General features: G+C 70.3%; 17 protein-coding genes. 14 read left to right on the forward strand and 3 right to left on the reverse strand.

Annotated features, from left to right (window positions below; all coding sequences use genetic code 11):
• The first annotated feature begins 24 nt into the window (after positions 1–24).
• The 10 genes from ACWCOV_RS05025 to ACWCOV_RS05070 all read left to right on the forward strand — a co-directional run bounded on the left by ACWCOV_RS05025 (position 25) and on the right by ACWCOV_RS05070 (position 12,021).
• Positions 25–720, forward strand: coding sequence for a class I SAM-dependent methyltransferase (locus ACWCOV_RS05025; RefSeq protein ID WP_449827916.1), 696 nt, complete (start codon positions 25–27; stop codon positions 718–720).
• A gap of 125 nt (positions 721–845) precedes the next feature.
• Positions 846–1,397, forward strand: a complete 552-nt coding sequence (locus ACWCOV_RS05030) for a hypothetical protein (protein ID WP_449827917.1) — start codon at positions 846–848, stop codon at positions 1,395–1,397.
• Positions 1,387–2,634: an ABC transporter substrate-binding protein gene (locus tag ACWCOV_RS05035; RefSeq protein WP_449827918.1), complete on the forward strand. Its 1,248-nt coding sequence runs from the start codon at positions 1,387–1,389 to the stop codon at positions 2,632–2,634. Before ACWCOV_RS05030 ends, ACWCOV_RS05035 begins: the two co-directional genes overlap by 11 nt.
• Positions 2,634–4,406: an ABC transporter permease subunit gene (locus ACWCOV_RS05040; RefSeq protein ID WP_449827919.1), complete on the forward strand. Its 1,773-nt coding sequence runs from the start codon at positions 2,634–2,636 to the stop codon at positions 4,404–4,406. The genes ACWCOV_RS05035 and ACWCOV_RS05040 overlap by 1 nt, the downstream gene beginning before the upstream one ends.
• A complete protein-coding gene (locus ACWCOV_RS05045; RefSeq protein WP_449827920.1) occupies positions 4,403–5,710 on the forward strand; it encodes a hypothetical protein in 1,308 nt (435 codons plus the stop codon). The genes ACWCOV_RS05040 and ACWCOV_RS05045 overlap by 4 nt, the downstream gene beginning before the upstream one ends.
• Before the next feature lie 53 nt (positions 5,711–5,763).
• Complete coding sequence (gene radA, locus ACWCOV_RS05050) at positions 5,764–7,164, forward strand: DNA repair protein RadA (protein WP_449827921.1); 1,401 nt, start codon at positions 5,764–5,766, stop codon at positions 7,162–7,164.
• 156 nt (positions 7,165–7,320) lie between these two features.
• Positions 7,321–8,259 (forward strand): beta-ketoacyl-ACP synthase III, encoded by a 939-nt coding sequence (locus tag ACWCOV_RS05055; RefSeq protein WP_449827922.1) that lies wholly within the window; start codon positions 7,321–7,323, stop codon positions 8,257–8,259.
• Between the two features lie 218 nt (positions 8,260–8,477).
• On the forward strand, positions 8,478–9,533 hold the full coding sequence (disA, locus tag ACWCOV_RS05060; protein WP_449827994.1) for a DNA integrity scanning diadenylate cyclase DisA: 1,056 nt from the start codon (positions 8,478–8,480) through the stop codon (positions 9,531–9,533).
• 419 nt (positions 9,534–9,952) lie between these two features.
• Positions 9,953–10,522, forward strand: a complete 570-nt coding sequence (locus ACWCOV_RS05065; RefSeq protein ID WP_449827923.1) for a PadR family transcriptional regulator — start codon at positions 9,953–9,955, stop codon at positions 10,520–10,522.
• The gene (locus tag ACWCOV_RS05070; RefSeq protein WP_449827924.1) at positions 10,501–12,021 is read left to right on the forward strand and encodes a DHA2 family efflux MFS transporter permease subunit; all 1,521 of its coding nucleotides are present in this window, start codon (positions 10,501–10,503) and stop codon (positions 12,019–12,021) included. The genes ACWCOV_RS05065 and ACWCOV_RS05070 overlap by 22 nt, the downstream gene beginning before the upstream one ends.
• Here ACWCOV_RS05070 and ACWCOV_RS05075 read toward each other — a convergent pair.
• Positions 11,992–12,645, reverse strand: coding sequence for a hypothetical protein (locus tag ACWCOV_RS05075; protein ID WP_449827925.1), 654 nt, complete (start codon positions 12,643–12,645; stop codon positions 11,992–11,994). The genes ACWCOV_RS05070 and ACWCOV_RS05075 overlap by 30 nt on opposite strands.
• A gap of 51 nt (positions 12,646–12,696) precedes the next feature.
• Here ACWCOV_RS05075 and ACWCOV_RS05080 point away from each other — a divergent pair, with 51 nt between their 5' ends.
• The gene (locus tag ACWCOV_RS05080; protein ID WP_449827926.1) at positions 12,697–13,575 is read left to right on the forward strand and encodes an A/G-specific adenine glycosylase; all 879 of its coding nucleotides are present in this window, start codon (positions 12,697–12,699) and stop codon (positions 13,573–13,575) included.
• A 149-nt stretch (positions 13,576–13,724) separates the two neighbouring features.
• Here ACWCOV_RS05080 and ACWCOV_RS05085 read toward each other — a convergent pair whose 3' ends face one another.
• Together ACWCOV_RS05085 and ACWCOV_RS05090 are read right to left on the reverse strand one after the other, a co-directional pair.
• Positions 13,725–14,675, reverse strand: a complete 951-nt coding sequence (locus ACWCOV_RS05085) for a DivIVA domain-containing protein (RefSeq protein ID WP_449827927.1) — start codon at positions 14,673–14,675, stop codon at positions 13,725–13,727.
• Positions 14,676–14,747: 72 nt separating this feature from the next.
• Positions 14,748–16,730, reverse strand: coding sequence for a kinetoplast-associated-like protein (locus ACWCOV_RS05090; protein WP_449827928.1), 1,983 nt, complete (start codon positions 16,728–16,730; stop codon positions 14,748–14,750).
• Positions 16,731–16,944: 214 nt separating this feature from the next.
• Between ACWCOV_RS05090 and ACWCOV_RS05095 the strand changes: the two genes are divergently transcribed.
• From ACWCOV_RS05095 to ACWCOV_RS05105, 3 genes are all read left to right on the forward strand, one after another.
• Positions 16,945–19,659, forward strand: coding sequence for a hypothetical protein (locus ACWCOV_RS05095; RefSeq protein ID WP_449827929.1), 2,715 nt, complete (start codon positions 16,945–16,947; stop codon positions 19,657–19,659).
• Positions 19,656–20,171, forward strand: a complete 516-nt coding sequence (locus tag ACWCOV_RS05100; RefSeq protein ID WP_449827930.1) for a hypothetical protein — start codon at positions 19,656–19,658, stop codon at positions 20,169–20,171. Before ACWCOV_RS05095 ends, ACWCOV_RS05100 begins: the two co-directional genes overlap by 4 nt.
• Positions 20,172–20,265: 94 nt before the next feature.
• On the forward strand, positions 20,266–21,438 hold the full coding sequence (locus ACWCOV_RS05105; protein ID WP_449827931.1) for a hypothetical protein: 1,173 nt from the start codon (positions 20,266–20,268) through the stop codon (positions 21,436–21,438).
• Positions 21,439–21,455 lie beyond the last annotated feature (17 nt).

Genomic DNA, 21,455 nt, shown 5'->3' on the forward strand with positions numbered 1-21,455 from the left:
CCCACGCGGCTATGGTCTGGCGGTGTGAGCATCGCGGACGGCGGGATCCCCAGCCCGAACATCTGGCACCACCCGAAGGTGTACGAGGTCGAGAACCACGCGGTCGACCCGGACGGCGTGATCGAGCCGGCGATGCGCGCGATCCGGGACTGGGCCGGCGCAACCGTGCTCGACATCGGGTGCGGGACCGGGTTCCACCTGCCGATGTTCGCGGCGACCGCGGCCCGGGTGATCGGCGTCGAGCCGCACGGAGCACTGGCCGACGCGGCCCGGCGCCGGACCCGGGCGCTGACCAACGTCGAGGTCAGGCAGGGTACGGCGCAGCGGCTGCCGGTGCCGGACGCGTCGATCGACGTGATGCACGCGCGCTGGGCGTACTTCTTCGGACCGGGGTGCGAGCCGGGTTTGGCCGAGCTGGACCGGGTGATGCGGCGGGGCGGGACCGCGTTCGTGATCGACAACGACGGCAGCCGGTCGACGTTCGGGCGCTGGTTCAGCGCGGCGTACCCGATGATCAAACCGCCTGTAGTGGAACGTTTCTGGGCCGCGCGGGGCTGGCAGCGGACACACCTGGACATGGGCTGGCGGTTCGAGAGCCGGGCCGACTTCGAGGCGGTGGTCCGGATCGAGTTCACGCCGGCCGACGCGGACAAGATCATCGCCGAGCACACCGGCACCGAGGTCGACTACGCGATCAACCTGTGGAGCCGGACCTTCTGAAGATGTTCTGCAGCGTCTTCTGAAGATTTCTGGAGGGGCACGCGGCGACGGCTGCGAGCGGACCCTGAACCCCCATAGGGTTGACGGACCACTCGACGGGTCTTCTGGGGAGGCGCCACCCACGAATGGACGGACTGCTGCTCGAAGGAATACCCGATCTGCCGGAACGAGTCCTGATCGAGGTCGGGGAGCAGCGAGCCCTGGTGATGCCCACTGCCGCCGCTGCCCGTCGACTGGCCGACCTGGTGATCGGCCTGGAGGACCTGCCCGACGGTGCGGTCGTCGAGACCGGCGGTGCGGTCCGGCTGGTGCCTGCCGAAGGCGGACTGCTCCCCCACCTGACTGTGCTCGGCAACGTCGTCCACGGCCACACCGTCACGCACCGGGTGACCCGTCAGGCAGCTGAGGAGCACAGCCGGCTGACAGCTGAGTGGTGCGGGCTGGAAGACGTGCTGGACCGCTACCCGCACGAGATCACCCCGGGCCGTCGTCGACTGGCCGGTGTGGCCCGGGCGCTCCGCGCAGAGCCGCGAGTGATCGTGTTGGAGGACGCCGGCGGTCTGCCGACATGGGGGTCGCTGCTGGGGCTCAGGTCCAACCCCGAGCTCGGCCGAGCCGCCCTGTTGCTCATCACAACCGATCCGGAGCGAGCGACGGGGTTCGGCGATGCAGCGTAGTCGCCGGGCGTTCCTGGGCGCGGCGGCGACGCTGTTGGTCACGGGGTGCTCGAGTGATGTCCTCGGACTGCGTCGCAGCGTGCGGGTCGCGGTGAGCTGGAGCGGACAGGAACTGCGAGCGTTCCATGATGTCCTCGACAACCTTGGCACACTGGACTATCCGGTCGAGGTCGTGCCGCTGGGCGACGACATCTCCACGGCCTTCGGCGCTCGTTCGACTCGTCGGCCGGACATCGTGATGCTGCCGCAGCCCGGGCTGGTCCCGCGGCACCTGCGCGACCTCGAGCCGATCCCGGACGACGTCGACGACCGCGGACGGGCGCGGTTGTGGGCCGAGTTGCTGGTGCACGACGGGACGACGTACGGCGTGCCGTTCAAGACGGCGCACAAGTCCGCGGTTTGGTATCGACCCTCGGTCTTCCGGAACTTCGGCCTGGAGCCGCCGCGGCTCTGGTCCGAGTGGCTGGACGTCAACAGGTCCCTGTCACTTGCCGGAGTGCGGCCGCTGTCGTTGGCGGCCGGTGACGGCTGGGTGCTCACCGACTTCTTCGAGAACGTCCTGCTCGGCACAGCGCCCAGCGTGTACGCGGCGCTTGCGACCGCCGAGCGTCCGCAGCCGTCGCACCAGCCGCAGATCGCTGCCGCACTTCGCTTGCTGGGCACGATGTGGTCGGCACGCGGCACCTTGGCCGGTGGGGTGGAACGGTCGCTCGTGCAGCAGTTCCCGGACGCAGTGGTAGAGGTCTTCGGGCACCGCAGAGCCGCCATGGTGCTCGCGTCCGACTTCGCCGAGCCCGTCGTCCGCTCGTTCGCCGCAGACCCCGACGACGTCGGCCTCTTCACTTTCCCAGCCCTGTCCGCCGGCAGCGCACCACCTGTCGTCGTCGGCGGCGACGTGATGGTGCTGCCGAAGCCCACCTCCGACGACGCCCTCGATCTGGTACGGCGGCTGGCCGCACCGACCGCTGTGGACCCGTGGATCAAGGCAGGCGGCTTCCTGGTCGACGGACGGGACACCGGCTACTCCCCTGAGCTCACCCGGCTGGCCAGGCAGTTGTCGGAGTCGGGTGGGCAACTGCAGTTCGACCTGTCCGACCGGCTGGGACGACTCGGCGCCATCAACGGGCTGTGGCGAGTCCTCACCGACTTCCTGGTCCGGGTCGGCGACCACGGCAGCGAGTCCGTGCCCGCCGCAGTGGACGCGGCGATGACGGAACTGCGGAAGGTGGAGAGCTGATGGGCTTGCAGAGCAACGGCCTGTCGCTCGAGGTGGCCGGCCGCGAGGTCAGCGGTCGTCCGGTCGCCGGCAAGCCGCGGCGCCCGGCAGCGCCGTACCTGCTGGGCTTGCCTGCGCTGTTGCTGAGCTGCCTGCTGCTGATCCCGATCGGGGTCACGGTGGTCGCGGCCTTCAAGACACCGAGCGGTTTCGGGTTCGGCAACTTCGCGGTGATGGGCGACCCGGACGCAATGCGTGCCGTGGGCAACAGTCTGGCCTGGGTCGCGGTCGCGCTCGGGCTGGTGGTGGTCGGGTTCTTCCTCGCGCTGGTGAGCTACCGGCTGCCCGAGGTGACATCCTTCCTCCAGCCCGCGCTGGTGATCCCGTTCGCGGTGTCGGTGCTGGTGTCCGGGGCGACGTTTCGGCTGATCTTCGACCCGGCACCCGAACGCGGCACGCTGACCGCGGTCTGGACGCAGCTGTTCGGGTCGAGCCCGGTCTGGCTCGGCCCGGGCCTGTTCTGGCTCGTCCTGGTGTCCGCCTTCGGCTGGACCTGGCTGGGGTACGTCGTCTCGCTGTTCCGGGCCGGCCTGGACGCCATCCCGGACGACGTGAGCCGCACGATCGCCGCCGAAGGTGTCACCGGTTGGCGGCGGCTGTTCGCGTTGGAGATCCCGCTGCTTCGGCCGATCACCGGTGTGGTCACGCTGACCCTCGTCATCGCGGCCGTCCGGGTCTTCGACCTGGTGCTGATCGTCGTACCCGGGCCGATGCAGCGCTCTGCGGACGTGCTTGGCCTCAACTGGTGGCGGGCGACGACAACAGGCGACGACCCGGGTCGTACGGCGGCTCTCGGCGTGGTGTTGTTCGCGATCGTGGCCGCGGTCGGTGTGGTCGGCGTACGCGGCCTGCGGCGGCGCAGGTGGGCGATGCCGGTGCAGGTGGTGCCGCCTGACCCCACCGTAGGTCGACCGAAGCCCAGCAAGCGAGTACGTCGGATCGGGTGGACTGCGGGGTTCGTGGTGAGCCTGGTGTGGATCCTGCCGGCCGTGGTGCTGGTTGCCACTGCACTGCACTCCCCACGCGAGGCAGGTCTGCGGGGTTGGTGGTCGCCGTCGGGCCTCGGGTTCTCGTCGTTCGCGGCTGCTGCGAACGTCGGGCTGTTCCGTGCGTTGCTGTCGACGTTGCTGATCGCCGGCGCGGCAACCGCCGTACTGCTCGTGATCGCCGTACCGACTGCGTATCTGGTCGCGTGGGGTGGGCTGCCGCAGTGGTTGGGGCGCGTGGTGACGTCGATGTTCGTCGTGCTGGCGGTGACGCCGGTGCAGATGTACGCCGCTCCGCTGCGGGACGCGATCGGTACCGCGGGGTTGGCTGGGTCACGGGTTGCGTTGGCCTTGGTGCATGCGGCCGCTGGTCTGCCGTTCGCCGTACTGCTGCTGCGGTCTGCTTTCGCATCTGCGCCGCCGGCGTTGGTGTCTGAGGCGTTGCAGGGACCTGCGCGACAGAGCGCCGTACTGGCGACTGTGCAGCGTACGTATCGGCCTGCACTGGTTGCCGTGGCGGTGTTGGAGTTCGCACTGGTGTGGAATGACTTCATCGTGGGCTTCCTGATCAGCGGGCCTGGTACGACGCCGTTGTCGCTGGTGTTGTGGGGTGAAGCGCGGCAGTTCTCCGCGTCGGCCGGGACTGTCGCTGCTGCCGGCGTGGTTGCTTCCGTCGTACCTGTGGTGCTGATGCTGTCGAACTGGCAGCGGGTCGTGCGTGGGCTGACGGTCGGGGGACGGCCGTGACGACGCCGGCGCCGAGTGCGCCGAAGGTCGAGGACCAGCAGAGCCGGCGGCGGGGTGGGTTCTTCAGTCGCAGTGCGCTCGCGTCCGGGCTGCTGACGGGACTGCTCGGCGACAGGCTGTCGGAGAGCCTCAACAGTGGCGGCTGGATCCGGGTCGCGGGATTCACCGTGGCCATTTCCTGCGCGCTGATCTGGGCGTACTACGACATCCCGCTCGCGTTGCGTGCGTACCGGAGATGGCGACGCGGCGGTGTGGTCGCCGTACATGCTCCGGAGCTGCACGCGGCTGCGGAGCAGGCGGAGTCGTGGATATTCCAGCTCGGCTCGGGTGCTGCCGGGATGGCCGCGGCCGAGTGGTTCGCCCTGAACGAGCCGCGGCTACGCGACCTGCTTGACACGGAGAAGGCACGAGAAGAGACCGCAGACGACCTCGCCCGAATCTGCGACGCGCTGGAGGTCTGGTACCTGCGCCGGTGTGATCCTGGCGAGCTGTTGGCGCTCAGTGAGTTTCTGGCCGCCGTTGCGGACACCAGCGGACGCCGGGACCTTGCGGAGCTCGCTGCCGCCCGCGCGGCGACGGCGTACCGGCTGATGGGTGACCTGGACAGCGCGACGACACGGCTCGGCATCTCGGACAACGTGGCGACCCACAGCCGTACGGCGGCCGCGCTGACCACCCGTCGCCAGGTCGAGCGGGCGCTGCTGCATCTGGAACGGGCCGAGCAGTCACCGGCGGGCAACGATCGAGACGAGGCCGTTCTGAACGCACGAGACCGGCTGGACGACGCCCGGCTGAACAGACCGGGCCCCGACCTTGCTGCGGAGGTGGCGATCTCCATCAACCTCGCGATCGTGCACCTGTACCAGCAGGACCCGGAGAACGCGCTCGACCATCTCGGCACCGCGGCTGCTCGTGCCACCGCCGCCGGGGACGTCAGTGGGCATGCACATGCGCTTGAACTGCATGGCGTCGCGGCCTGGATGCAGGGCAGCCCGCACGAGGCCAAGCGGTGGTGGAAGCACGCCGAGCACCTGTACGCAGAGCTCGACGAACGCGAAGGGCGGGCACGCTGCCTGCAGCATCTGGGGTCGGCGGCAGTCGTCTCCGGCCGGCTCGAGGAGGGGCGGAAGTTGCTCGAGCAGAGCGCGTTGCTGCGGCAGTCCGAGAGTGAGCTGTTGACGACGTACCTCGAGGCGGCGCGGGAGACCAGGCAGCTTCCGGAGGTCGAGCCCGATCCCGTTCCACGCTTCACCGGAGGGTGGATCCGGCGGCGTCTGACCCAGTTGCGCGACCACTTTCGCTGAGCCTGTGGACAGCCGCTCGGGATTTGTCGGCAGCGTCGCCTAGGTTGTTCGGCATGGCGAAGGCAGCGGGGAGCACGAAGGGAAAACCGGCGTTCGCGTGCTCGGAGTGCGGGTGGACGTCGGCGCGCTGGATCGGGCGTTGTGGCGAGTGCCAGGCCTGGGGCACGGTCGCCGAGGTCGGCGCCCCCAAGGCCGCCCGGATCACCGCCGGCCCGGTGTCGTCGCCCGCGATGCCGATCGCCAAGGTGTCCGCGATCGAGGCCGAGTCCCGCCCGACCGGGATCGGCGAGCTCGACCGGGTGCTCGGCGGCGGCGTCGTACCTGGTGCGGTGATCCTGCTGGCCGGTGAGCCCGGTGTCGGCAAGTCGACGTTGTTGCTGGAGGTTGCCGCGCAGTCGGCTCGGCGGGGGCAGCGGACGTTGTACGTGTCGGGTGAGGAGTCCGCTGCGCAGGTGCGGTTGCGCGCTGGGCGGACCGATGCGCTGGTGGACGAGCTCTACCTCGCGGCCGAGACGGACCTGTCCGCGGTGGTCGGCCAGGTGGACGCGGTCGAGCCGTCGTTCCTGGTGATCGACTCGGTGCAGACGATGGCGCACCCCGAGGTGGAGGGCGCGCCGGGCGGGGTGACGCAGGTCCGCGAGGTGACGGGTGCGCTCGTGCGCCTGGCCAAGGAGCGGCACATCGCGGTCGTGCTGGTCGGGCACGTGACGAAGGACGGCGCGATCGCCGGCCCGCGGATGCTCGAGCACCTGGTCGATGTCGTGCTGGCGTTCGACGGCGACCGGCACTCCGGGTTCCGGATGGTCCGCGCGACCAAGAACCGGTTCGGCCCGTCGGACGAGGTCGGGTGCTTCGACATGGTCGACACCGGCATCGTCGAGGTGACGGACCCGACCGGCCTGTTCGTCTCCGAGCACGCCGAGCCGGTCGCGGGGACGTGCGTGACGGTGATGATGGAGGGGCGACGGCCGTTGCTGGCCGAGGTGCAGGCGCTGGTCGGTCCGTCGGCGGCGCCACAGCCCCGCCGGACCACGTCGGGCCTGGAGTCGTCCCGGGTGTCGATGGTCCTCGCCGTACTCGGGAACCGGGTCGGCCTGAAGCTGACCGACCAGGAGGTGTACGTCGCCACCGTCGGCGGGGTGAAGATCGGCGAACCGGTCGCGGACCTCGCGGTCGCGATCGCTGTCGCCTCTTCGGTGATGGACCGACCGATCCACCCGGGCCTGATCGCGATCGGCGAGGTCGGACTGGCCGGCGAGGTCCGCCGGGTCGGCGGCCTGGAGAAACGCCTGGCCGAAGCCGCCCGCCTGGGCTTCACCAAGGCGATCGTCCCGGCCGACGTCCCCAACCGCGGCAAGGACCTGAAACCCATGGACATGCAGGCCAAGTACGGCCTCCGCGTCTTCGCCGCCCCCGACCTTCCCTCGGCTCTCCTGGCCGCCGGCCTCACCTGACCGAGCTGTGTTCCCGGCCACACTCCACGGCTGCCGGTGAGACGAGGGATCCACGGGGGTGCGACGAGGAACGTACGCTGGGGTGGCCCCCCGCCGGGTTCAGCGTGGAACCTGGAAAGCTTGCCGGCCTGCCCGGATGACCGCAGGAGCCCTCAGATGACCGGATCCAGAGTTGTCGCGCTCGGCCATTACCAGCCCGAGCGAGTGCTCACCAACGCCGAGCTCGCCACCATGGTGGAGACCAACGACGAGTGGATCCAGAGCCGGGTGGGCATCCGCGAGCGCCGGATCGCGGCGCCGGACGAGCAGGTCGACGAGATGGCCTGGCGGGCGGCCGAGAAGGCCGTCGCGAACGCCGGCATCGACAAGGCCGAGATCGACTACGTCGTGGTCGCCACCTGCACGGCGATCGACCGTTCACCGAACATCGCGGCCCGGGTCGCCGCCCGGCTCGGCCTCGGCAACCCGGCCGCCATCGACGTGAACACCGCGTGCTCCGGCTTCGCGCACGCGATCGCGACCGCCGACCACGCGATCCGGGCCGGTGCCGCTTCCAAGGCGCTCGTCATCGGCGTCGAGAAACTCAGCGACTTCACCGACTGGACCGACCGCACCACCTGCGTGCTGATCGGCGACGGCGCCGGCGCGGCCGTGCTGGTCGCCAGCGAGGAGCCGGAGATCGGCCCGGTGGTCTGGGGCTCGGTGCCGGAGATGTCCGACGCGGTCCGGATCGAGGGCCAGGACGCGAAGTTCGCCCAGGAGGGCCAGGCCGTCTTCCGCTGGACCACGACCCAGCTCCCGGTGATCGCCAAGCAGGTCTGCGAGAAGAGCGGGATCGCGCCCGAGGACCTCGGCGGCGTCGTGCTGCACCAGGCCAACCTGCGCATCATCGAGCCGCTCGCGAAGCGCCTCGGCGCGGTCAACGCGGTGGTCGCCAAGGACGTGGTCGAGTCCGGCAACACCTCGGCCGCGAGCATCCCGATCGCGCTGTCGAAACTGGTCGAACGAGGCGAGATCCCGAGCGGCGCGCCGGTGCTGCTGTTCGGATTCGGCGGCGGGTTGTCGTACGCCGGCCAGGTCATCCGCTGTCCCTGACCCGGCAAGCGTCGTACCCCCGGCGGTCCATTTCACGCGGGAGATCGGGTTGCACGGATCAGGTGCACGGGCGTTTGCACGCGCACGTGCAAAGGCACCGGAGCTGCCGTCCGCCGACTGACCGGTAGTCGGGGACTTCCGCGCATGCACGCGCGGCGAACCGCATAGACTCAGTTTTCGTGGCCCCCAATTCCGACAAGAACAGCACCGACGCCCGGATGCGCGCGACCCTCGCGGCGGTCGCGCCCGGGACCGAACTGCGTGAAGGCCTGGAACGGATCCTGCGCGGTCGCACCGGCGCGCTGATCGTGCTCGGCCACGACAAGACCGTCGAGTCGATCTCCACCGGCGGGTTCGAGATCGACGTCGAGTTCTCCGCGACCGGGCTGCGCGAGCTGAGCAAGATGGACGGCGCGATCATCGTCGACCGCGACGCCGCGCGGATGATCCGGGCCGCCGTGCACCTGATGCCGGACCCGTCGATCTTCACCGAGGAGACCGGCACCCGGCACCGCACCGCCGACCGGGTCGCCCGGCAGACCGGGTTCCCGGTGATCTCGGTGTCGCAGTCGATGCACATCATCGCGCTGTACGTCGACGACCAGCGCTACGTGCTGGAGGACTCCGGCGCGATCCTGTCCCGCGCCAACCAGGCCCTGGCGACCCTGGAGCGGTACAAGCTCCGCCTCGACGAGGTGTCCGGCACGCTGTCCGCGCTGGAGATCGAGGACCTGGTCACCGTTCGCGACGTGGCCGCGGTCGCCCAGCGGCTGGAGATGGTCCGCCGGATCGCCACCGAGATCGACGGGTACGTCGTCGAGCTCGGCACCGACGGCCGGCTGCTCACCCTGCAGCTCAACGAGCTCGTCGCGGGGGTCGCCGGCGAACGCGAGCTGGTCGTCCGCGACTACCTGCCGCCGGCCACCGGCCGCAAGGCGAAGACGGCCGACGACGTGCTGCTCGAGCTGGACGCGGTCAGCCCGACCGACCTGCTGGACATCGGCCAGGTCGCGCGGGCGCTGCAGCTCGGCGGCGCCGAGCAGCTGGACGCGGCCGTGACGCCGCGCGGGTACCGCCTGCTGGCCAAGGTGCCGCGCCTGCCGGGCGCCGTGATCGATCGCTTGATCGACCACTTCGGCCACCTGCAGAAGTTGCTCGCAGCAAGCATCGACGACCTGCAGACGGTCGAGGGCGTCGGCGAGAACCGCGCCCGCACAGTCCGCGAGGGCCTCTCCCGCCTAGCCGAGTCCAGCATCCTCGAACGCTACGTCTAACCCACCCCGATCGGACACACGTCCGATCGGTCACCGCCTCCAATCGGACACCGGCACCCGCGCCAGGTCACCGGCGCACAGACTGTGATTGCTGTGCGCCCAGGGAACAGCTCACCCGGGTGATCGCGTGCCCAACGTGCATCCGGTCGGCGTTCAAGGGGTGCCCGCCGACAGTCCGCCGGCCGCAGTCGGCGGACCGTCGACTGTCGGGCGGACCCCTCGCGGGTGTCCGTGGGGGCCGCGGGCACTTCACTCGCCGCGTGCAGTTCGCTCGCCGCGTGCATCGACGTCTGTCCACGCTGAGCGGCTGAAAATACTGCCGACGACGAAGGCCGGGGTCCGTTGGGGTTGTTTGTGGAGTTTCGCGGGGTAATGCTCCACATGGAACATTTCGGGTGGAACAATCCGGGTGGGGGATGATGGCTGAGTTGACCCCGTTGGCGATCTCGGTGCTGGCGTTGCTCAACGAGCGGCCGATGCACGCCTACGAGATGTATCAGCTGCTGATCGCGCGGCAGAACGACCGGATCGTGAAGGTCCGGCCCGGCTCGCTGTACCACACGGTCGAGCGGCTGGCCGGGCAGAAGTACGTCCGCGCGACCGGCACCGAACGCGCCGGCAACCGCCCCGAGCGCACGACGTACGAGATCACCCCGGAGGGCGATGAGGCGCTGCGACGCCGGGTCGAGACCGGGCTGGAGAAGTACGTCTACGAATATCCGCTGTTCCCGGTGGTACTGAGTGAAGCGCACAACCTCGACGTCGAGGACGCGCTGTTGCGGTTCCGCCGCCGGGTCGCCGACCTGGACACCTGGCTGGCCGAGCTGAACGAGGCGATCGCCGCCGCCCAGGCCGACGGGGTGCACGAGCCGTACTGGCTGGGCGGCGCCTACGTCCGGGCCCAGCTCGCCGCCGAGCGCGACTGGCTGGCCACCACCATCGAACGGATCGAGAGCAAGGACTTGCCATGGGTGCCCCGCAACGGGTGAGGCCGGAGGTACGGCCGTGGCCGGCGCTGTGGGCGCTGGTGATCGGCTTCTTCATGATCCTGGTCGACTCGACCATCGTGTCGGTCGCGACCCCGGCGATCATGAACGACCTGCGAACCGACGTCGGCAACGTGATCTGGGTGACCAGCGCCTACCTGCTCGCATACGCCGTACCGCTGCTGGTGACCGGGCGGCTCGGTGACCGGATCGGGCCGAAGAAGGTCTACCTGACCGGGCTGGCGCTGTTCACCGCCGCGTCGGTGTGGTGCGGCCTGACGACGTCGATCGAGATGCTGATCGTCGCCCGGGTCTTCCAGGGGCTCGGCGCCTCGATGATGACGCCGCAGACGATGGCGGTGATCACCCGGATCTTCCCGCCGGACCAGCGCGGTCGCGCGATGAGCCTGTGGGGTGCGACCGCCGGCGTGGCGACGCTGGTCGGCCCGATTCTCGGCGGCGTGCTGGTCGACGGGCTCGGCTGGGAGTGGATCTTCTTCCTGAACGCGCCGGTCGGCGTGATCGCCTTCGTGCTGGCGATGCGGCTGGTGCCGGACCTGCCGACGAACGAGCACAAGTTCGACCTGGTCGGCGTCGCACTGAGCTCGCTCGGCCTGTTCCTGCTGGTGTTCGGCATCCAGGAGGGCCAGAAGTACGACTGGGGCACGATCAGCGGCCCGATCACGGTCTGGTCGCTGATCATTGCCGGCCTGGTGGTGCTCGCCGCCTTCGTGGTCTGGCAGTCCCGCAACCGCGGCGAACCGCTGCTGCCGCTCGGCCTGTTCAAGGACCGGAACTTCTCGCTCGCGAACACCGCGATCACCACGGTCGGTTTCGCGATCACCGCGATGACCTTCCCGCTGATGCTCTACGCGCAGTCCGTGCGCGGCCTGAGCCCGACCAAGTCCGCGCTGCTGCTGGTCCCGATGGCCGTCATCACCGGTGCGCTGTCGCCGTTCGTCGGCAAGCTCACGGACCGGGCGCATCCGCGGTACCTGGCGAGCTTCGGCCTGCTGTGCTGCTCGGTCGCCCTGTTCTGGCTCAGCCAGGTCATCGAACCCGACGTGCCGATCTGGCAGCTGCTGCTGCCGATCGCGCTGCTCGGCGTGGCCAACGGCTTCATGTGGGCCCCGATCGGCAGTACGGCGACCAGGAACCTCCCACTGCATCAGGCCGGAGCCGGCGCGGGCGTCTACAACACGACGCGTCAGGTCGGCGCCGTCCTCGGTAGCGCGGGCATCGCCGTACTGATGGAGTCGCGGCTGGCGCACAACCTGCCTGCCGGTCCTGGCGGAGCGCCGGCGGGCGAGGGGATGGCGACGGGCGGAACGTTGCCGGAGATGCTGCATCAGGGCTTCAGCGACTCGATGGCGCAGTCGCTGATCCTGCCGGCGGTGGTGCTGCTGGTCGGGCTGGTCGCGGCCTTGATGTTCGCCAAGCCGACGCACCTGCAGCAGGCGCCTGCCTCGGGGTCAGACGATCTGGAAGGCTTGCGGAGCTGACTCGCGGTCGTCGAAGACGGCCTTCACGACATAGGTTCCGGGCTTGGCGACCGGCTGACCAGGTAGGCAGCCAGGCCCAGACCGGCGGCCGGTCCACGGCACCGTGACCGCCGACTGTTTGCCCTCGGCAACAACCAGGGTGGCGCGCTGGATCATTTGCCCACAGTGCGTCGTGGTCCAGATCAGGTCGTTGCCCGAGGTGACGGTCACGGTCAGGGAGTCGGAGTCGATCGACGCCTTGCACTCGTCCGAGACGGCCTCGAGGCGGACCACGAAGTTCAGCACCGAGCCGGAGACGATCTTCCGGTTCGCCGGCACCGCCTCGACCCGTACGTCGGAGCCTTCGCACTTGGTGTCCCGCGGCGGCGTCGTGCTGCCGCTGGTGGTCTTGGCCGGCTGCTCGGTCTTCTTCGTGACCGGTGTGCTGGTGGGTGTCACCACTGGGGCCGTCGCTGGGTCCTGCTGCGGGCCGGACGCGGCCGTGTTCTGCGGCTCCTCGCCGCCGCCTCCGAACAGCCGGAGGACCAGGAAGAGCAGCAGCGCCAGTACAGCAAGGACCAGTCCCCGGCGGAACCAGTACACGCTGGCGGGCAGGTGCCCGACCGGACGGAGCAGGCTGCTCATGGCCTGCATCTTAGGATCGGCTCTGTGCTGGACCAGTCAGGCTCGCCGCTCATGGCAACAGCAGCCGCGCTGCACGCGCCCGTGCTGCAGTGGTACGACGCCAACGCCCGGGTGCTGCCTTGGCGCGAGCCGGGCGCCGGTGCGTGGGCAGTGATGGTGAGTGAGTTCATGCTGCAGCAGACACCGGTCAGCCGGGTGCTACCGGCGTACCGGAGCTGGCTGGAGCGGTGGCCGAAGCCGGCGGACCTGGCTGCAGAGCCGCCAGGAGAGGCTGTGCGGGCCTGGGACCGGCTCGGGTACCCCAGACGTGCCCTGCGGCTGCACGCGGCCGCTCAGGCGATTGTGGAGCGGCACGGCGGTGACGTGCCGGACGACCACGACGCTCTGCTCGCGCTGCCCGGGGTGGGGACCTACACAGCGGCTGCGATCGCGTCGTTCGCGTTCGGGCAGCGGCATGCGGTCGTGGACACCAACGTGCGCCGAGTGCTCGCGAGAGCCCTCACCGGGGTCGCGCAGCCGAGCATCTCCCCCACTGCGGCTGACCAGCGGCTTGCAGTGAGCGCACTGCCCGCTGACGAGCGGACAGCAGCCCGCTGGGCGGTCGCGTCGATGGAGTTGGGCGCACTGGTCTGTACAGCGCGTACGCCGAGGTGCGACGACTGCCCGATCAGAGGGCGGTGTGCGTGGATGCTCGCCGGAAGTCCGCCGTACGACGGGCCGCCTCGGCGGGGGCAGACGTATGAGGGCACTGATCGGCAGGTCCGCGGCCGGCTGCTCGCCGTACTGCGTGCTGCGACGGACGCCGTCCCCAAGCAGACGCTGGATGCGTGCTGGCCGGACCAGCCCCAACGCGAACGCGCCCTGGACGGCCTGGTAGCCGACGGCCTAGTAGAACCACTCCCAAACTCCCACTACCGCCTACCAACCTGATCCTCCTCCGATCGGCGGGCAGTGCAGGGGTCGCTGGCTGGCGCAGGGTGCGGTTTGTACACCGCCGACGTGCGCCCGCAAGGCGCACGTCGGCGGTGGTGGTGAAACTGGGCGACCGGACCAGGGAACGGGCCGACCTGTCTGGTGATTCAGTTCTTCTTGCTGCCGGTGGTGGCTTCTTCGTCGTCGTCGGCCAGCAGGTCGAGCGGCATCGCCGGGCTGCCGGACAGCGTCGCCAGCATCTGGCGGACGTTGGTCAGCTGCGCGTTGATGCTGTCGCGACGCTGGGTCGCGGCGGCGAGCTCACGCTCGGACTCGGCCCGGATCCGCTCCGCCTTGTCCTTCGCGGCGGCGACGATCTCCTGAGCCTGCCGGTTCGCGTCGGCCAGCTGCTGCTGAGCCAGCCGCTCCGCCTCGGAGCGGGAGCGGTCGGCCTCACGCTGCACCTGGGCGGCGCGGTCGGTGACGGCGGCCAGCTGCTGCTCGGCCAGCGCGGTCCGGGCGGCGAACTCCTGCTCGACCTTGCCCCGGCGCTCGGCCAGGGTGGTCTCGAAGGCGGCCGCGGCCTGAGCGGACTTGGCCCGCTCCTGCTCGTACAGCGCCTGAGCCTCGCTGCGGCGGGCGGTCGCGTCACGCTCGGCCTCGTCGCGCATGTCGTCGGCCTGGGTGCGCGCCTCCTCCAGGATCCGGGCGGCCTCGGCGTCGACCTCGCTCTTCCAGTCCAGGGAGTACTGCTCGGCCTCCTTGCGGACCTTCTTGGCGTGCGCCTCGGCGTCGGCGACGATCGCCTCGGCGTCGGTGCGGGCCCGGGTGACCAGGTCACGGGCCTCGTCGTCGGCCAGCGACAGGATCTTGGCGACCCGCTCGCCGAACTCGGTGAAGGTGGGGGTGCGGTCCTTGTTCTCCTCCTGGGCGGAGATGACGGCCGACTCCGCGGCGTCCGTCCGGGTCTGCAGCTCCTGAACGTGACGCTGCAGCTGCTCGGACTGCTGCTGCAGTGCCGTCAGCGAGGTGGTCAGCTCACGGATGTGCTGGTCCACCTGGGCAGGCTCGTAGCCACGCAGAACGGTGCGGAACGGGGTTGGGCTTTCACTGCTCATGTTTTCTGATGCTCACTTCGGTGGGTGGGTGGATCACACATTGTCACTGACAAGGATCTGACTGTCACGTCCTCATCCTGATTCCCCCGTGGAACCCTCGCTGGAGGACATTCCACCACCTGGACGGAATCCCGGTACAGCGAGTGCCTCGATCACACCCGAAAGCTGGGTGAGCTCCTTGGTGATCTCATCACGGCGCTGGTTCAGCGCCGCGACCCTCGCCTCGGCGTCGGCGAGAAGTTTTCGGGCCTGGGCACGCAGCTCGTCGGCGTGCTCGCGGGCCTGCGCCTCGATCTGCTGAGCCTCGGCGCGGGACTTGCGGATCAACTCGTGCGACTGCCGCTGGGCGCCGGCCAGGTCGTTGGCGGCGCGCTCGCGCAGCACCTGGGTGCTGGCCTCGGCCTCCGCCTCGCGGCGGTTCGCCCGCTCGACGATCTCGCGGGCCTCGGTCTGCGCCGCGGTCTTCAGCCGGTCGGCCCGGGACTGCGCCTGCGCGGTCAGCTTCTCGGCTTCCTGCTTGGCCGCGGCCAGCGTCGACTCGGCCTGCTCGGTCGCGGTCGTCAGCGTGGTCTCGGCCAGCGTCGTCAGCTCGGCGTTCTCCCGGGCGATCGCGTCCTTGGTCTGCTTGAGCCGGCTGGTCGTCCGGCCGACCACGCGGCGCAGGTGGGCCCGCTTCTGCCGCAGCAGCTCGGCCGCGTCGGCGGCGGCCTGCTCGCGGATCGACTGCGCCTCGGACTCGGCCGCGCCGATCAGGTCGTCGACCGTCCTCTTGCTCCAGATGGTCTGCTTCTCGGCCTCCGCGAGCGCGGCCTCGGCGGCCTTGTTCGCGTCCTCGACGATGCGGTGCGCTTCCGCGGCCGCCGTACGGCGATCTGCCTCGATGCTGTCGACGACGAGCTTGGCCTGGGCCCGGGCGTCGGCCATCAGCCGCTCGTTGCCTGCCTCGGCCTCGGCCTTGCGCTCCGCGATCTCGGCGACTGCCTCGGCCCGCAGCTTGTCGATCTCGAGTGAGATGGCGGCCAGCTTGGCCCGCTCGGTCTCCTCCAGCTCGGCGGTCCGGCGCTCCAGCTCGGCCCGGTTCTCGCCGCGCAGCCGCTCGATCTCGGCGTGCGCATCGGCGATCTCGACACGAGACTTCACCCGGGCCGCCTCGACCTCGCGCTCCACCGCCGCCCGCAGCTCGGCGGCCTCGGTCTCGGCCCGGGCGATCAGGTCGGCCTCGTTGCGCACCGCGGCCTGCGAGACCAGCGCGGCCTGCTCGCCGGCGTCCTTGACCAGCTGCTGGGCCTCGCGACCGGCCCGGTCGACCGTGTGCTGCGCGGCCTCCCGGGCCATCCGGGCTTCCTCGAGCAGCTCGTCGGCCTCTTCCTTCAGCCGCGCCGCTTCGGCTTCGGCGGCCGCGATCCGCCGGTCGGCAGCGGCCTGCGACTCGGCCCGCAGCCGGTCGGCCGCCGCCTGGCTCTCGTCCCGCAGCTTCTCCGCCGCGGCCTCGGACTCGGCCCGGCGCCTCGCCACTTCTTCCGCGACCGCGGCCCGGAGCTGCTCGGCCGCGGACTCCGAGTCGGCCTTCAGCCGTTCGGCGATCGCGGTCGCCTCGGACCGGACGCGGTCCGCCTCGGCGGTGGACTCGCGCTGCAGCTTCTCGGCCGCGGCGGCAGCGTCACGCCGTACCCGGTCGGCTTCGGCGGTCGACTCCGACCGGAGCCGCTCGGCCGTGGTCTCGGCTTCGGTGCGGACCCGGTCGGCCTCGGACTCGGCTTCGGTGCGCAGTTGCTCGGCGGCGCGCTCGGCGTCGTTGAGCAGTCGTTGCGCGGCGGACGTCGCGTCGGCGCGCATCTTCTGCGCGGCCGCCTCGGCCTCCGCCTTCAGCCGCTCGCTCTCGGCGCGGACCCGGGCCGCCTCCTCGTGGGCGAGGTCGTTCTCGTACTCCGCCTGCTCCCGCAGCGTGTCGGCGATCCGCTGGGCACGTTCGAGCACTCCGCCCGCTTGCCGCACGCCAAAGGAACCGGTGTCAGCGACCGGTTCCTGGGTCAGCGGCAGACGCGGTGCGTCCATGCGACGAGATGATTCCATCCCCGGCCCCCTTTCCGACAGTCCGGGTCCCATCAGCGTGGTCACAGCGTTACAACGCGGTACATGGGTGCCAGGTAACTTCTTTTTCATGCCGCTGCGCGAGCTTCCCACCGAATCGAAGGCCGCGGCGGCTCTTCTCCGCACCGAGTCGATCACCCATCGCAGGACCATACGACGATCCGGACGGCATGGTGTCATGCTGGCGTGTCTCGCTGCCGGGACGGCGTTCGCGGTGCTCGTCCCGGCCCCGGCGGGCACAGGCTGTTACCTCTGGCGAGCCTCCACCCAACCAGTCAGCGGCCGTGCCGCGGCCCTCGCGCTGCCGGTCACGATCGTGCTGCTGGTGCTCGTGGATCGCTTGTCTGCCGACAGATTCCGGCTTCGCCGGCAGGTCCGTTCCAGCGGTACGGCGGCCATCGGACTGGTCACCGTCACGGCCTGGATCGGATTCGCCGCCCAGGGCCGGCCGAGCTGTGCGACCTCACCGGCTGTGATCGGCACGATTGTCTGCGGAACGCTCGCAACAGCTGTCGCCGCGCATTGGGCGACCCGTTCGACAGCCCCCTGGACAGTGCCCGACGAGGGCTCCGGCGACGGGTCCGCTGAACCGCTCAACCAGTCCGAATTGCGGGCAGTCTTCGTCCGGCTGGGCGACCAGGTCGACTCGTGGACGTCTTTTCGCTTCCAACTGTTTCCCTTCGTCAGCGGTACCCTCGCCGTCCTCCTGCTGATCTCGACCGTGCTGCCGTGGCGCGAACTGGTCGACCCGGTCGCTCTCGGGCCGACCGCGGCCGAGGCCGGTCTAGCCCGGTCTCAGCTCTGGGAGATCCCGTCCGCCCGGCCGTGGGCCTTCATCGTCTGCGGGTTGGCAGTGGCGACGGTGGTCTCCACGGGCCTGGTACGACGAGCAGCCGCCGTCGCCACCGGGTCAGTGGTAGTCGCGGGTCTCCTGTCGCAGTTGCTGTGGCTACCACCCTCGTTGCCGAACGGTGTCGGCTACCGCGCCGCGATCGGTGCCTGGATCGCATTCGGCCTGGGGCTGTGCCTCTGCGCAGCAGCTCTGCTGCGTGCGCGTCGACGTCGACTGGCTGTGCTGGCTGGTGCCGCCGTAGTGGGCGTACTGGCCGGCATATTGGTGCCGTCGGCTACTGGAGCGGCGTACCAACCATCAGTCGTCGCCGGGGTCCCGCACCGGTTGCTGGACCTGCAGGGTGGCCAACTGGTCGACCGCCTCGGCATGCGCGTCTCCATCGGTACGTCGGACCCGCTGGACTCGCTGGCCTGGACACTCGACGGTTCGCCGGGCCAGTGGCTGCTGGGGCGGACCGGCTCGGAGAGCTCGACAGTCTTCGCGTACGACGATGACGTCGCGCTCCCCCAGGTCACGCTGAACCACGGTCCCACGCCGCCCGCCCTCTGGGGTGTGACCGACAACCACCTGGTCGTGCTCGCCGGTGGCGCCCGCGGTCAGCCGTGGGCGATCCTCTCGGTGCCACTCGACCTCGTGACCGCCGACATCAGCCTGAGCCACAAGAACAAGGACGGCAGCTACTACGTCACGCCCGGTGTGGACGTCCTTGCCACCGGCATCGGTCCCGCACTCAGCCACCGCAACGCGGACAGGTCGATCGTCGTGTGGGGATCCACGACCACCTGGCAGTTCCCGGCGAACCAACTGCGCAAGGGCATCCGCCTCGCGGACTTCGTGGTCGACCCCGGCCCAGGCGCACCGGGCAACGCGATCTCCAGCGGTCCGGACGGTACGACGGCCTGGCGGACGAGCGAGACCGGGTTGGCGATGATCCGGACGGGTGGGGTGCCGCAGCAGCTGACCGGAGTGGCCCCGGCTGGTTGTGTGCTGAGCAGTGACGCCGCCAGCTCGTCCATGACGGTCGATGCCTTCGCTGTCGACGTACGAGGCAACGTGTGGCTTGGCGGTGGTGCTCCGACCTCGGTCATCACGCCGGACGGCGTACTGCGGGAGCTGCCAGGTGGGGCCGAGGGTGTGGACAGCATCGAAGCTCGACCGGACGGGTCGGTCTTGCTGGGGACCTCGCCTGGTGGCGGCGATCAGGTGCTGGAGATCCCTGATGCGGCCGCTGCCGCCGCTTCGTATCCGGCCGCACCTCCGCCGGCCCCGCGCTGTGATCGCCGGAAGCCGGCGGACGGCACGACAACGTTCAAGGCCACTCCGGTGCCGGCTGTGCCGGTGGTGGGTGCGGCCGGGGTGAGCACGCAGCTCGCGCTGGACGCCACCGGGCGGCTGGTCCGGGTGCGAGTGCCGCTGGCTGCTCGTGCTTTCGCTCCTGACGGACAGGGCGGCGTGTGGTGGACGGTGGTCGACCGGCGCTCGATGGAGAGCGCCGTACACCTCGTGCGTGGCCGCACGACGGTGGTGCGTGACCCACAGCCGGTGCCGGGCAGCCAGAAGGGCGAGTACGCCGCAGCCGCCGGGGACCGCGTGGTATCGGCGATCGGCGGAAGTCTCTACAACCGCTACGGACCCGGCCACACGGTACGGCGGGTGCAGGTCAAAGGTGAGCTCCGTCCGAACGGGCTGGCGCAGCTCGCGTCCGGCCAGGTCGCGATGGTCCTGGGCGAGCAGCTCGTCCTGGTCGACGATCGGACGACCGTCCTGCTCGGCGGATCGACATCGGGCTGGCCGGTCTCGGCGACCGGCGTACCGGCCGCACAGCTGACCGCGGACGGCACGTGGTTCACCGGCCCGGACGGCAAACTCTGGGGGTACGACGGCTGCCACCTCGTGCGCGTGGATGCGCCAGGACGGGTCACCGTGATCGCGGGACCTAGGCAAGGTGTGCCGCAGGCCGCGGACCAGGTGACCGTGATCGGCCAGGCGCTCTACTTCCAGCTGGGCAACGACCTCATCCGCCTGGAGACGGCGCGATGACCGACTTCCCGGACGAGGAGCTCCCCCGCCGGCTGGACGCCGCCGAGGCCGAGCTGGCCCGGTCCGAGCACCGATGGTTCGCTCGAGCGACCCTGCTCGTTGCGATCGCCACCGGCGGGACGCTCTTCCTGCCCTGGACCTACAGCAGGCGCTACGGCCTCTCGGTCTGGCAGCTGGGCATCGAGGTCCAGCCCACACTCGCCTTCACTTGCCTGGCCGGCGTCATCACCTCTGTCATCGCCTTGCTTCTCAAACCAGGCATCTGGACGCAGACAGCCACTGCCATCACAGCCGTCGTCGCGATCGTCGGTCTGGCCACGGCCTGGCAAGCCACCACCATCGACACGCTCACCGACAGCTGGCCCGGACCGGGTCCCGCGTTCACCCTCGCCACCTCCCTGCTCTGGCTCCTCGCCGCCACCGCCGAACTGGTTGCCCAGAACAACCACCCTGATCGGCCCACCCAGGCGGCCGTTTCCGACGCGATCAGCCGGCTGCGCCGTACGCGCTGATTCCCCCGCGGGAGGGAGCGCGAACACTCTCGCGGCTGAAGCGGGTGCGGGCCCTCCGGCCGGACAGTGAGAGCACTGACGGCTGGAGGAAGCGATGGGCGTTGTGGAGACGCGGGACCGGACCAAGAGTGTCTTGCCGGTTCTGGTGGCGGTGTTGTCGTTGGCCTACGGGATCGCCGGTGTCGCCTGGCTGCTGGGAGCCGGTGGGTATGCGTTCGGGCCGGTGCCGCCGGACGACGAGCGGTTGTCGCTGCTGGGGCACTTGCCGGACCAGATCGGCGCTGGGCTGATCGCCGTACTGGGTGTGCTGGGAGTTCCGGCGGCGGTCGCGCATGCGCGGACCGAGTGGAGTGCTTCGGCGTACCGGCCGCTGCTGGTCTTCACGGCGGTGCAGGTGGTGCTGTTCGGGCTCCTGGCACCGAGTGTCACCGTCGTGGTCCTGGCCGGGTATCTGCTCGTGCTGCTCGGCCTGCCGGCGGGCGTTGTCTGGTTGATCGTCGGCGCGTGGAAGCAGCCGGCGACGAGGGTGCTGCTGGTTGGGGTGGCGGCGGCCGTGGTCGTGGTGGAGCTGACCACCGGGCTGTTCAACTGGGCTGCGTTCCGCGAGCTGGCCGAGGGGCTTGCGGGTGTGCCCGCGAAGGTCGGGACCACGCCGCTGTTCGTGTCCGGCGCCTTCCTGCTGGGCTCCGGCTGGGCCATCCTCGGCGTCCGCGGGCTGCGCGGTGCCCGTGGCAGGTGCCTGCGCTGTGGCCGGCCGGGCGCGAGCTGGACGCGGCCGCAGGCGGCTCGGCGGTGGGGGTTCTGGGCCACGATCGTGGCGGTGCTCTGCCCGATGCCGTACGCGTTGCTGCGGATGACCTGGCTGCTGCCGAACCCGATCGGTTTCGACGCCGACGAGCTGAACGCCGAGCCCGGGCTCAAGCTGTTCGGCCTGGGACTCGGGCTGATCGCGCTGACCTCCGGCATCGTCACGCTCGGGCTGATCCGGCCGTGGGGTGAGGTGTGGCCGCGGTGGATCCCGATCGTCGCCGGCCGGCCGGTGCCGCTCCAGGCGGCCGTCGTCCCGGGCGCGGTGGCCGCCACCTTGCTGCTGGTCGCCAGCGCCTCGCTGGTCGGCCTGCTCTGGCGCCCGGACTCCTCGACGGTCGAGAACCTCCTCGACCTGCTCGTCCTCCCGTTCCCGCTCTGGGGCGCCTCCCTGGCCGTCGCCACGGCCGCGTACTACTACCGCCGCCGTACCGCCTGCTCGACCTGCCACCAAGGGTGACGAACGGCAGAAGGCCC

The sequence above is a fragment of the Kribbella sp. NPDC002412 genome, from assembly GCF_053592935.1.

What these genes read in the sequence shown, in the direction of transcription:
- ACWCOV_RS05030 (WP_449827917.1), top strand. Translation starts at nt 846, where the DNA reads ATGGACGGACTGCTGCTCGAAGGAATACCCGATCTGCCGGAACGAGTC.
- ACWCOV_RS05035 (WP_449827918.1), top strand. Translation starts at nt 1,387, where the DNA reads ATGCAGCGTAGTCGCCGGGCGTTCCTGGGCGCGGCGGCGACGCTGTTG.
- ACWCOV_RS05040 (WP_449827919.1), top strand. Translation starts at nt 2,634, where the DNA reads ATGGGCTTGCAGAGCAACGGCCTGTCGCTCGAGGTGGCCGGCCGCGAG.
- radA (WP_449827921.1), top strand. Translation starts at nt 5,764, where the DNA reads ATGGCGAAGGCAGCGGGGAGCACGAAGGGAAAACCGGCGTTCGCGTGC.
- ACWCOV_RS05055 (WP_449827922.1), top strand. Translation starts at nt 7,321, where the DNA reads ATGACCGGATCCAGAGTTGTCGCGCTCGGCCATTACCAGCCCGAGCGA.
- disA (WP_449827994.1), top strand. Translation starts at nt 8,478, where the DNA reads ATGCGCGCGACCCTCGCGGCGGTCGCGCCCGGGACCGAACTGCGTGAA.
- ACWCOV_RS05065 (WP_449827923.1), top strand. Translation starts at nt 9,953, where the DNA reads ATGGCTGAGTTGACCCCGTTGGCGATCTCGGTGCTGGCGTTGCTCAAC.
- ACWCOV_RS05070 (WP_449827924.1), top strand. Translation starts at nt 10,501, where the DNA reads ATGGGTGCCCCGCAACGGGTGAGGCCGGAGGTACGGCCGTGGCCGGCG.
- ACWCOV_RS05075 (WP_449827925.1), bottom strand. Translation starts at nt 12,645, where the DNA reads ATGAGCAGCCTGCTCCGTCCGGTCGGGCACCTGCCCGCCAGCGTGTAC.
- ACWCOV_RS05080 (WP_449827926.1), top strand. Translation starts at nt 12,697, where the DNA reads ATGGCAACAGCAGCCGCGCTGCACGCGCCCGTGCTGCAGTGGTACGAC.
- ACWCOV_RS05085 (WP_449827927.1), bottom strand. Translation starts at nt 14,675, where the DNA reads ATGAGCAGTGAAAGCCCAACCCCGTTCCGCACCGTTCTGCGTGGCTAC.
- ACWCOV_RS05090 (WP_449827928.1), bottom strand. Translation starts at nt 16,730, where the DNA reads ATGGACGCACCGCGTCTGCCGCTGACCCAGGAACCGGTCGCTGACACC.
- ACWCOV_RS05095 (WP_449827929.1), top strand. Translation starts at nt 16,945, where the DNA reads ATGCTGGCGTGTCTCGCTGCCGGGACGGCGTTCGCGGTGCTCGTCCCG.
- ACWCOV_RS05100 (WP_449827930.1), top strand. Translation starts at nt 19,656, where the DNA reads ATGACCGACTTCCCGGACGAGGAGCTCCCCCGCCGGCTGGACGCCGCC.
- ACWCOV_RS05105 (WP_449827931.1), top strand. Translation starts at nt 20,266, where the DNA reads ATGGGCGTTGTGGAGACGCGGGACCGGACCAAGAGTGTCTTGCCGGTT.